An 11,530-nucleotide genomic window follows, 5' to 3' on the forward strand; every position below is an offset into this window, starting at 1 on the left:
GTTCAGCCGGTCTGCTCCGTCGTGACCTGGATCAACTGCTCGGCTTCGGCCCGTCGCGCGCGCACCGTCTCGCCGTCCCCGGCGTCGGGGTCGTCGTCGGCGTAGGCCGCCAGCACCGCACGCGCGCGTGCCGCCGCCTGTCCGGGGCGGCCGAGGTCGGTCTCCAGCCAGCCGGCGGCCAGTTCGGCAGCGGTGCGGGCGTGCCGGGCGTCCTCCCCCAGGGGGACGAACACGGCGACCGCCCGGGCCGTCTGCGACAGGGCGTCCTCCCACGCGTCCCGGATGGACTCGTCGTCGGCGTCCTCGGAGGCCGAGCGGGCCAGCAGATCGCCGAACTGACGGTGCGTGTGGCCGAGTTCGAGGACGAGCCGCAGACGCGCCTCGTCTGCCTCCGTTGCGTCCGCCGCGTCCAGCGCCTCCAGCGCGTCCGCGCACTCCTCGACGGCCCTCGTCATCAGCTCACGGGCCGCGTCGACACCGGGCTCGGCGCGCAGCGCCAGCCACGCCCGGGCGCGCAGGGACCGGATCAGCCCGTGGACGTTGCCCAGGGATCGCCACAGCTCGCCCGCGCGCGCGTACGCCCGGTCCGCCTCCTCGGGGAGCCCCGCCTGACCGAGGGACTCGCCGGCCAGGTGCGCGAGCGTGGCGTGGTCGTGCTGCTCGGGCCAGTGCCGGGCGATCTCGGCCGCCTGCAGCCGGCGTTCGGCGCTCGCCCGGTGCTCGCCGAGCTCGCTCAGACAGTCCCCGAGCCACCACTGCGTCTGGACGACCGCGCCGTCGCCGTGCGTCTCGGGGCTCAGGTCCGCAAGCGCCGACTCCAGCACCTCCGCCGCCTCGGCCCACCGGCCCTGCCGGACCAGGAACCCGCCCAGCTGGTGCCGCGCCCACGCCCCGAGGGTCGGGCCCTCGCCGGCCTCGTCGGCCCAGTGCGCGGCCTCCAAGGCGTGCTCCGCGGCCTCCCCCGGCTCTCCCCGGCCGCCGACCACCTCGGCGAGCTGGAGGCCGAGCTGTGCCCGCCCCACCGGCTCCAGGAACGCGCCGCCGTGCTCCAGCGCCGCCCGCAGCGCCCGCTCCGCCTCCACCAGGTCGCCCAAGTGGTGCGCCAGACCGGCGAGCCGGGCCTCGTACTCCACGGCGAACCAGGGCAGGCCCGCCTCGGTGAACTCCGCCGCCGCCCGCGCGAAGAGCTCCGCGCCCGCCTGCGCGTCCCCCGAGCGCGCGGCCAGTTCCGCGAGCATCGCGTGCCCCTCGGCGACCCGCGCGGCGAGCCGTACATCGTCCCCGGCCCGCCCGTCGACGAGCGCGAGCAACTCCCGCACGGCCGCCTCGGCCTCCGCCAGGACCGCCGCGGTCCGCGTCGTCTCCGCGGGCTCCGCCGCGTCCGATTCCCCGACCGCCTGGACGCGGCGCATCAGGATGCGGGCGCGGCCCATGAGCACGCCCGCCGCCTGCGGCATCTGGGTGCCGCCGTCGGCGTACAGCGCGAGGACCAGGTCGTAGGGTTCGGCGACGGCCGCGAGGGCCGCGTCGACGTCCCCGGCGAGCGCACGGACGTACGCCGCACGCGTGCGTGCCGCCAAGGCCTCCCCGGGGTCGCCGGCCTCCGCGTACAGCTCGGCGGCCCCCTCGAACTTCTGAGCGCCCTCCGGGCCGAGCGCCATCGCCTCGTGGTCGGCGATCTCCGCGCGGTCCCGCGCGTCCAGCGCGACGCCCTCGGCGGCCCGTGCCACCGCGGCCCACGCCTCCATGGCGTGCGGCTGGAGGGCGTCCGACAGCCGCCGGGCCTCGGTCAGCAGCGTGGGAAGGTCCGCCTCGACGGCCTGCCGGCCCGCGGCCGACCGCGGCTCCCAGGACGCGGGCGGCGGTGCGGCCGACGTCGCCGCGCGGGCCGTCCGCACGCCCAACGGCAGGCGCTCCACCAGCGGTTCCTGCGCCATACGCGCGCGGGCCCGCTCACTCACGTACGAGGTGCCGTTGCGCTCGTCGAAGCGCGCGGCCAGCGCCAGCGCCTCCTCGCGCGCGTAGGCCGCCAGCTCGTCCGCCGTCCACGCCCGCCCCGCCGGGCCGGGCACCGGCCGGCCGCCCAGACCCCGCACCGACAGCCGCTCCATCAGCAGCGCCACCACGCTCAGGAACTCCAGCCTGCTGCGCGGATGGCCGTCGTCGGTGAAGTACGCCGGCCGCTCCGCGAGCAGCTCCAGGCCCCGCGCCTCGTTCCCGGTCAGCGCGCAGAACTCCACATGGTCCGCGTACGCGCCCCGCATGCTCTCCATCGCCCGCACCAGCCGGAAACCCCGCAGATGGTGGGCGCGCGCCTCCTCCGGCCGGTCCAGCCGCAGCAGCGGCACCAGCGACGAGGCCAGCACGGTGTGCGGTTCGTGCGCGCACGTGTACGCGCCCTCCAGGACCGGCGCCCACAGGTCGAGGGCCTCCGCGTCGCGGCCCCGCTCGGCCTGCCACCATCCCTGCCCGTGCAGTTCGCACGCGTGGCAGTCGGCCATGCTGTCCCGGTCCGCGGCCAGCCAGGCGGCGAACGCCCGCTCCGCCCGCGGCACGTCCCCGACGTGCGCGGCCACACTGAACTCGGCGCTGCGCACAGCCCGTTCGGAGTGCCCGGCGAGCCGGTAGCGGTGCTCCATCTCGCCCAGCCACTTCTCCACCGACGCCAGCGGCACATGCGGTTGGTCGAGCATGCCGGACGTCACCCACTTGAAGACCCAGTGCAGCGAGTGCGTCTCGTACTCGTCGAAGTCACCGGGCCGTTCGTCCCACATGCGCAGCAGCCGCGCGAACGGGACGAACATCTTTCCCTTCTCGGAGCTGTAGTTGTAGACCTTCAGCTGGTGCCCGAGCGCCTCGATCACGGCGAGTGGGATGTTCAACCGCTCGGCCGCGACGAGCAGTTGCTCCGCGCGCGCGTTGCGCGCCGGCCCCTCCGGCTGCCCGGCGTTCTCCGCCATCGCCCGGCGCAGCGCCTCGAAGTCCGCGATCTCGGTCATCAGCGACCGCCCTCCCCCTGTGCCGAGTCCCCTTGTGCCGAGTCCCCTTGGGAGTCGCGCGCGGACTCCCCGTGCGTGGCCCACTCCAGGAGCCCGATGAACGCCCGGTTCAGCAACGCGGAGTCCGCCGGCCGCAGCGGCCGCTGCGCCATCAGCAGCGCCTGCCCGTACAGCGACTCCGTCGCCGTCCCGATCAGCTCCGCGTCCCGCAGCGAACTGATGCGCCGGACCAGCGGGTTGAGATGGTTCAGCACCAGCCGCGCGCGCGGCGCGCTGCCCCGCAGCGAACCCAGGATCCCCGCCCACAGGTCGTCGGCCCGCTCCTCGGCCTCCGCACGCGCCTGCTCGTGCCGCGCTGAGCGGTCGTCCAGATGCAGCGCGGGCACGGACAGCGGGTGGAACGCCCGTAGGACGACGTCACAGCCCAGCGGGTCGAGCTTCGCCCGCGCCGCCGCCAGGAAGCCCGACAGGGCCAGCTCCACCGCCGGCTCCACCGCGTCCAGATGCGCGGTCACGGTGTCCGCGTCCAGCTCGGCGACGACCGTGCCCGGCCGCACCGACGGCAGCGCCTCGACCAGCTCGGCGTCGTACGTGTAACCGCCGTTGACCACACCGACGCCCTGCGCTGACGCGATCGGCGCGACCTGCCGGTACTCCTCGACCGTCCGCGTGAAGTGCACGACGGGGTGCCGCTGCGCGAACTCCTCCAGCGACAGCCGCCCGTCGGACGTCTCGAAGGGCAGCCACGGCAGCATCGTGCGCAGCATCTCGCCGTCGTGTCGCGCGAGGGACTTCACCCCCAGGTGGTGCACGGCCAGGAACGCGGCGAGGCGCTCCGGATCACCGGCGGCCAGACCCGTCAGCCACGCCCGGATCCGCTCGCCCAGCGCCTCGCGCACGGCCGCCAGCGTCTCGTCCTCGTACAGCGCCTCACGCGAGGCCGTCGGCCGCAGACTGTCCGTGTCCAGCACACAGCGCACGAAGAACGCCCAGTCGGGCAACAGCTGGTCGGCCCGCTCGGTCAGCAACATGCCCTTCAGGTGCACCCGGTGACCCGCCCGCTGCGCCGGACTGACCGCCGCCGGCAGCACGTACGCCACCCCGCGGATCCCGGCGAGCGGCACGTTCAGCTCGATCGAGTCCAGCGGCGTGAAACCGAACAGCTCATGGCAGTGCCGGGCCAGCGCAACCCGCCGCTGGGCGGGGGAGGCGTACGGCCGGTCCCAGGGCGCCGGCAGATCGGTGACCGCCTCCTCGCCGACCCGGACGTCGTAGGGCAGCAGCGAGCCGAAGTCCCGCGCCAGGCGCAGCACCCGCTGCTCGGCGAGCCACTCCGCCGCCCCGGCCCGCGCCGTCAGGTGCACCGTGGTGCCGGGCTCCGGGCGCTCCTCGTCGGGCAGCGTCCGTACCGTGTACGAACCGTCGTCGCGGGCCGTCCACTCCACCGGCGGCGCGCCGGGCGTACGGGCGCTGCGGCTGACCACCCGGATCCGCTCGGCCACCACGAAACAGGCCAGCAGCCCGATGCCGAACTGCCCGAGGAAGTCGGAGCGGGCCTCCTGCAGCCCCTCCGCGCGCTTGGAGCTGCGCCCGATGGTGGCCAGCAGGTCGTGCACGTCGGCCTCGGTGAGCCCGACGCCGGAGTCCTCCACCCGCAGCGTCCCGCCCGACGCGAACAGCCGCACCCGCGCCGGGGCGTCGGGCTCCTCGGCCCGCCGGGCGGTGATGGCGTCCACGGCGTTCTGCAGCAGCTCGCGCAGATAGACCCTGGGACTGGAGTAGAGATGATGGGACAGCAGGTCCACCAGACCACGCAGGTCGACCTGGAACGTGTGAGGTGACGGGGATGCCTGGGATGACTGTGACGTCTGGGAGTCCATCGCTCAAGCGCCGCGGATGGGGGCGTCGACGGCGCGGGGTCGGGCGGTCCCGGTGGGGCGGTGACCGCGGTGAGATGGCCGGAGCGCGTCATCCTAGAGCCCGAACGAGCCGTCTGACCAGGGGTTTCAGGACACGTCTACGGCAATGTCAGTGCCGTGGTGTGCAATGGATCTCGTGCCCGCACTCGAAGAACCGCTGAAGAAGGTGCTCGGCCCACCGACCGCGAAGGTGATGGCCGAGCACCTCGGCCTGCACACGGTCGGCGACCTCCTGCACCACTACCCCCGCCGGTACGAGGAGCGCGGCCAGCTCACCCACCTCGCCGACCTCCCCATGGACGAGCACGTCACGGTGGTCGCGCAGGTCGCCGACGCCCGGCTGCACAGCTTCGCCTCCGCCAAGGCCCCCCGCGGCAAGGGGCAGCGTCTCGAAGTCACCATCACCGACGGCAGCGGCCGCCTCCAGCTGGTCTTCTTCGGCAACGGCGTCCACAAGCCCCACAAGGATCTCCTGCCGGGCACACGCGCGATGTTCGCGGGCAAGGTCTCCCTGTTCAACCGTCGCCTCCAACTGGCCCACCCGGCCTACGAACTGCTCCGCGGCGACACCGGGGAGTCGGTGGAGACCTGGGCGGGCGCCCTGATCCCGATCTACCCGGCCACCGCCAAACTGGAGTCCTGGAAGATCGGCAAGGCGATCCAGACGGTGCTGCCCAGCGCCCAGGAAGCCGTCGACCCCCTGCCCGGCTCGCTGCGCGAAGGCCGCGGGCTGGTCTCCCTCCCCGAGGCCCTCCTCAAGATCCACCGCCCGCACACCAAGGCCGACATCGACGACGCCCGCGCCCGCCTGAAGTGGGACGAGGCCTTCGTCCTCCAGGTCGCCCTGGCCCGCCGCCGGCACGCCGACGCGCAACTGCCCGCCGTCCCCCGCCGGCCGAGCCCCGACGGCATGCTGACCGCCTTCGACGCCCGCCTCCCCTTCACCCTCACCGACGGCCAGCGCAAGGTCTCCCGCGAGATCTTCGACGACCTGGCGACCGACCACCCGATGCACCGGCTGCTCCAGGGCGAGGTGGGCTCCGGGAAGACGCTGGTGGCCCTGCGCGCCATGCTCGCCGTCGTCGACGCGGGCGGACAGGCCGCGATGCTCGCGCCCACCGAAGTGCTCGCCCAGCAGCACCACCGCTCCGTCGTCGAGATGATGGGCGAGCTGGCCGAGGGCGGGATGCTCGGCGGGGCCGAACAGGCCACCAAGGTCGTGCTGCTCACCGGGTCCATGGGAACGGCCGCCCGCCGGCAGGCGCTGCTCGACCTGGTCACCGGCGAGGCCGGCATCGTCATCGGCACCCACGCGCTCATCGAGGACAAGGTCCAGTTCCACGACCTCGCTCTGGTCGTGGTCGACGAACAGCACCGCTTCGGCGTCGAACAGCGCGACGCCTTGCGCGGCAAGGGCAAACAGCCCCCGCACCTCCTCGTCATGACCGCCACGCCCATCCCGCGCACGGTCGCCATGACCGTCTTCGGCGACCTGGAGACCTCCGTCCTGGACCAGCTCCCGGCCGGCCGCTCGCCCATCGCCAGCCATGTCGTCCCGGCCGCCGACAAGCCCCACTTCCTCGCCCGCGCCTGGGAACGGGTCCGCGAGGAGGTGGGCAACGGCCATCAGGCGTACGTCGTCTGCCCGCGCATCGGCGACGACGAGGAGGAGCCGAAGAAGAAGCCGGCGCAGGACGACGCGGACAAGCGCCCGCCCCTCGCCGTCCTGGACGTCGCCGACCAGCTCGCTGAGGGACCGCTCACCGGCCTGCGCATCGAGGTGCTGCACGGCCGTATGCCCCCTGACGACAAGGACGCCGTCATGCGCCGCTTCGCCGCCGGCGACACCGACGTCCTCGTCGCCACCACCGTCATCGAGGTCGGCGTCAACGTCCCGAACGCCACCGCCATGGTGATCATGGACGCCGACCGTTTCGGCGTCTCCCAGCTGCACCAGCTGCGCGGCCGGGTCGGCCGAGGCTCGGCCCCCGGCCTGTGTCTGCTGGTCACCGAGATGCCCGAGGCGAGCGCCGCCCGCCAGCGCCTGGGCGCTGTCGCCGCCACCCTCGACGGCTTCGAGCTCTCCCGCATCGACCTCGAACAGCGCCGCGAGGGCGACGTCCTCGGCCAGGCCCAGTCCGGGGCGCGCACCTCGCTGCGCGTCCTCGCGGTCATCGAGGACGAGGAGGTCATCGCGCAGGCGAGGGAGGAGGCGGTGGCGCTGGTGGCGGCGGACCCGGAGCTGACGGGCCTGCCCGGTCTGCGGACCGCCCTGGACGCGCTGCTGGACGACGAACGGGAGCAGTACCTGGAGAAGGGGTGAGGGAGAATTCCCGGGGGTGCGGGCCCGCATCGCATGCGCGGCTACCGCCGCGGGGGCGCGACCAGCCACAATGAACCTGAAGCAGCTCACGACCAAGGACCGAAGATGACCCGCGTGATCGCCGGCGCAGCCGGCGGACGTCGCCTGGCCGTCCCGCCAGGGACCGGCACCCGCCCCACCTCCGACCGCGCGCGCGAAGGTCTCTTCTCCACCTGGCAGTCCCTCCTGGGCGGCCCCTTGGAGGGCGAACGGGTCCTCGACCTCTACGCCGGATCAGGCGCCGTCGGTCTCGAAGCCCTCTCGCGCGGCGCGAGCCACACCCTCCTGGTCGAGGCAGACGCCCGCGCCGCCCGAGTCATCCGCGAGAACGTGAGAAACCTCGCGCTCCCCGGCGCCGAGGTGAGGGCGGGCAAGGCCCACCAGGTGATCCAGACGGCGCCGGCGGCCCCGTACGACCTCGTCTTCCTCGACCCGCCCTACGCGGTCACCGACGACGATCTCCGCGAGATCCTGCTCACACTCCGCTCGGGGGGCTGGCTCGCCGCCGAAGCGCTGGTCACCGTGGAGCGCAGCACCAGAGGCGGGGAATTCGGGTGGCCGGGCGGCTTCGACGCGCTCCGCTCCCGCCGCTACGGCGAGGGAACGTTTTGGTACGGTCGCGCCGCCTCTACGTGCGAAGACGCACGATGACCGGACCGGAGAGCGAGGGATCACAAGTGCGCCGCGCCGTCTGTCCCGGGTCGTTCGACCCGATCACCAACGGACATCTCGACATCATCTCCCGTGCCTCCCGTCTGTACGACGAGGTCTACGTCGCGGTGATGATCAACAAGTCCAAGAAGGGCCTGTTCGAGATCGACGAGCGGATCGACCTGATCCGCCGGGTCACCGCCGAGTACGCCAACGTCAGGGTCGAGGCCTTCCACGGCCTCCTCGTCGACTTCTGCAAGCAGCGCGAGATCCCGGCCATCGTCAAGGGCCTGCGCGCGGTCAGCGACTTCGACTACGAGCTGCAGATGGCCCAGATGAACATCGGCCTCTCCGGCGTCGAGACCCTCTTCGTGCCCACCAACCCCGCCTACAGCTTCCTGTCGTCCTCTCTGGTCAAGGAGGTCGCGACCTGGGGCGGCGACATCTCCCACCTGGTCCCGCCGCTCGTCTACGAGGTGCTCACCGAGCGCCTGCGCCAGGGCTGAAGGCCGTCGGAGCCGCTGACGGCCCCTCACCCGGTGTCCGGCGGCCGCCCCCTGGCCGTACAGTCGTCCCGTCCGTCTCCTTCACAGCTGTAGAGAGTGGCGAGCAACCGGTGGACGTGCAGAAGAAGCTCGACGAGATCGTCACGGCGGTCTCCAGTGCCCGGTCGATGCCGATGTCGGCCTCGTGCGTGGTCAACCGCGCGGACCTGCTCGCCCTGCTGGAAGAGGTGCGCGCGGCCCTGCCCGACTCCCTCGCCCAGGCCCAGGAGCTCATCGGCGGCCGTGAGCAGATGGTCGAGCAGGCCCGCCAGGAGGCCGACCGGATCATCGAGACCGCGCACGCCGAACGCGGCTCGCTGGTCTCCGGCACCGAGGTCGCCCGCCGCTCCCAGGCCGAGGCCGACCGCATCCTCGCCGAGGCCCGCCAGGAGGCCGAGGAGATCCGCGCGGAGGCCGACGACTACGTCGACTCCAAGCTCGCCAACTTCGAGGTCGTCCTCACCAAGACCCTCGGCTCCGTCGGCCGCGGCCGGGAGAAGCTCCTCGGCACCGGACCGGGCACCGACGAGAACGGCTTCGAGGACGACGACGCCCCCGAGCGCAGCCACGACCCGGAGACCCTGCGCCGCGACGCCGACGCCTACGTGGACGTCAAACTGGGCGCCTTCGAGGCGGTCCTGGCCAAGACCCTGGAGGCCGTCGGCCGCGGCCGGCAGAAGCTGCACGGCCGGATCGCCTCCGACGACCTCGGCCTCCTCGCCGACGACACCACGACCTTCCAGCACTCCTCCGACGCCGACTACCTCGCCGACCTCGCCGCCCTCGCGGCGCGGGACACCCCGGCCGAGCAGCCCGCGCAGCAGCCGCGCTACGACCACGCCGAGCCCCAGCCGGCGTACGACTATGCGCCGCAGCAGGACGCCTACGGCGGCTACCAGCAGCAGACGGCCTACACCGGCGGGCAGGACCCCTACGGCTACCAGCAGCAGGCCGACCCGTACGCCTACCACGGCTACGACGCCCACCAGGCGCCCTACGACCCGAACCAGGCGGCCCACCACCAGGGCCCGCCCCCGGAGCAGGAGCGGCAGTCGCAGCCCCAGCACCAGCAGTCCGGGCAGGACCGCCAGGCGTACGCCCTCGACGAGACCAGCCTCTTCGACACCGGCATGATCAGCGCCGAGCAGCTGCGCGCCTACGAGCAGGGCCGCGGCCTGTGACGGTGGCGGGCAACCGCGGGCGGCCGTGAGCACCCGATTGGGCCATGAGCGCAAGGTCCAGTATCCTGGCTCTTCGGTCGCGTGTGCGCGTCACTGACTGCGTGCCGTTCGCGATCACCGCTGCCCGGAAACCGGAGGGCGGCGACCCCCAGACCTCGGAAAGATCGAAAGCAGGAATGGCTTCCAACGCCCGCCTCGACCACCGCAACCCTCTCGTGTTCGACACGCACGAGCTGGGGCGGCGTCCTGGCGCGCAGCAGCGCCTGACCCGCGAGATCGACGCCCCCAAGGACCTCGGGATCCAGGGGGTCATCGGAGTGCCGGAAGGCGCCCCGGTGGAGCTGGAGCTCCGCCTCGAATCCGTCATGGAAGGGGTGCTCGTCACGGGCACCGCCCGTGCGGCTGCCGAGGGGGAGTGCGTAAGGTGTCTGGAGCCGGTCGAGCTGGAGCTCGAAGCGGACTTCCAGGAGATGTTCTCGTACCCTGACGCCGACGACCGGGGCCGTGTGAAGACGGAACCGGCCGACGACGCCGAGGACGACGAGGACATGCTCTTCCTCGAGGACGGCCTGTTCGACCTCGAGCCCGTGCTGCGCGACGCGGTGGTGCTCGCACTGCCCATGCAGCCGGTGTGCCAGGACGACTGCCCCGGCCTGTGCTCCGAGTGCGGAGCCCGGCTGGCGGACGCCCCGGACCACCACCATGACGCCGTCGACATCCGTTGGGCGGCTTTGCAGGGACTCGCCGGTTCACTCGAAGACGGCGAGAAGGACGAGATGAGCGGCGAAGCGCCCGATTCAGCGCGCGCCGCCGAGAAGCAGGAGAAGTAGCCGTGGCTGTTCCGAAGCGGAAGATGTCGCGCAGCAACACGCGCCACCGCCGGTCGCAGTGGAAGGCTGCGGTCCCCACCCTGGTTGCGTGCGAGCGCTGCCACGAGCCCAAGCAGCAGCACATCGCGTGCCCGTCTTGCGGCACCTACAACAAGCGCCAGGTCCTCGAGGTCTGAGCGGCTGGTGAGAGGCTTCATGTCTGACGCCAAGACGACTGGTCCCCGCCAGCGCGGGGGTGGTTCGGCGGACACCACGGCCTCGTCCCACACGCTTCTGGAAGGGCGGCTCGGCTACCACGTCGAGTCCGCCCTTCTGGTGCGCGCGCTGACCCACCGCTCCTACGCGTACGAGAACGGCGGTCTGCCGACGAACGAGCGGCTGGAGTTCCTCGGGGACTCCGTGCTCGGCCTCGTCGTCACGGACACGCTGTACCGCATCCACCCCGACCTGCCCGAAGGCCAGCTGGCCAAACTGCGGGCCGCGGTGGTCAACTCGCGTGCGCTGGCGGAGGTCGGTCGCGGCCTCGACCTGGGCTCCTTCATCCGGCTGGGCCGTGGTGAAGAGGGCACGGGCGGCCGGGACAAGGCGTCCATCCTCGCCGACACCCTGGAAGCGGTGATCGGCGCGGTCTATCTCGACCAGGGCCTCGACGCGGCCTCCGAACTGGTGCACCGCCTGTTCGACCCGCTGATCGAGAAGTCCTCGAACCTCGGAGCCGGCCTGGACTGGAAGACGTCCCTCCAGGAGCTCACCGCGACCGAAGGCCTCGGCGTCCCCGAGTACCTGGTCACGGAGACCGGCCCCGACCACGAGAAGACCTTCACTGCTGCCGCCCGCGTCGGAGGCGTCTCGTACGGCACCGGCACCGGCCGCAGCAAGAAGGAGGCGGAGCAGCAGGCCGCCGAGTCCGCCTGGCGGTCCATCCGGGCCGCGGCGGACGAACGAGCCGCGGCGGCCAAGACCGTCCAGGCCGTTCCGGTGGTCGACGGCAGCGCGGACACCGAGTCCGCCTCCGCCTGACCCACTCCGCCCCGACGAGCGCC

Annotated in this window: 9 protein-coding genes; 7 read left to right on the forward strand and 2 right to left on the reverse strand. The window is 72.9% G+C overall.

Translation table 11 applies throughout. The annotated features are described in order from the left end of the window. Positions 1-2: 2 nt before the first annotated feature. Complete coding sequence (locus ACIRS4_RS16670; RefSeq protein ID WP_404195807.1) at positions 3-2,999, reverse strand: tetratricopeptide repeat protein; 2,997 nt, start codon at positions 2,997-2,999, stop codon at positions 3-5. Next, positions 2,999-4,879, reverse strand: coding sequence for an HSP90 family protein (locus ACIRS4_RS16675; protein WP_404195810.1), 1,881 nt, complete (start codon positions 4,877-4,879; stop codon positions 2,999-3,001). The genes ACIRS4_RS16670 and ACIRS4_RS16675 overlap by 1 nt, the downstream gene beginning before the upstream one ends. A gap of 166 nt (positions 4,880-5,045) precedes the next feature. Between ACIRS4_RS16675 and recG the strand changes: the two genes are divergently transcribed. From recG to rnc, 7 genes are all read left to right on the forward strand, one after another. Next, a complete protein-coding gene (gene recG, locus ACIRS4_RS16680) occupies positions 5,046-7,241 on the forward strand; it encodes an ATP-dependent DNA helicase RecG (RefSeq protein WP_404195813.1) in 2,196 nt (731 codons plus the stop codon). A 105-nt stretch (positions 7,242-7,346) separates the two neighbouring features. Continuing rightward, positions 7,347-7,931 carry a 16S rRNA (guanine(966)-N(2))-methyltransferase RsmD gene (gene rsmD / locus ACIRS4_RS16685; RefSeq protein ID WP_404195815.1) on the forward strand — a complete coding sequence of 195 codons (585 nt, stop codon included), beginning with the start codon at positions 7,347-7,349 and terminating at the stop codon, positions 7,929-7,931. Between the two features lie 26 nt (positions 7,932-7,957). Next, positions 7,958-8,437 (forward strand): pantetheine-phosphate adenylyltransferase, encoded by a 480-nt coding sequence (gene coaD, locus ACIRS4_RS16690; protein ID WP_404196150.1) that lies wholly within the window; start codon positions 7,958-7,960, stop codon positions 8,435-8,437. A 110-nt stretch (positions 8,438-8,547) separates the two neighbouring features. Further along, positions 8,548-9,657, forward strand: coding sequence for a cell division initiation protein (locus tag ACIRS4_RS16695; protein ID WP_404195818.1), 1,110 nt, complete (start codon positions 8,548-8,550; stop codon positions 9,655-9,657). Between the two features lie 176 nt (positions 9,658-9,833). Further along, a complete protein-coding gene (locus ACIRS4_RS16700) occupies positions 9,834-10,487 on the forward strand; it encodes a YceD family protein (RefSeq protein ID WP_404195820.1) in 654 nt (217 codons plus the stop codon). Between the two features lie 2 nt (positions 10,488-10,489). Then, the gene (gene rpmF, locus ACIRS4_RS16705) at positions 10,490-10,663 is read left to right on the forward strand and encodes a 50S ribosomal protein L32 (protein ID WP_003951102.1); all 174 of its coding nucleotides are present in this window, start codon (positions 10,490-10,492) and stop codon (positions 10,661-10,663) included. 7 nt (positions 10,664-10,670) lie between these two features. After that, entirely contained in the window at positions 10,671-11,507 is an 837-nt protein-coding gene (gene rnc, locus ACIRS4_RS16710) for a ribonuclease III (RefSeq protein ID WP_404195823.1), read from the forward strand. The last annotated feature ends 23 nt before the right edge of the window (positions 11,508-11,530 follow it).

This window comes from Streptomyces sp. NPDC101166, assembly GCF_044768125.1.
Classification (GTDB): domain Bacteria; phylum Actinomycetota; class Actinomycetes; order Streptomycetales; family Streptomycetaceae; genus Streptomyces.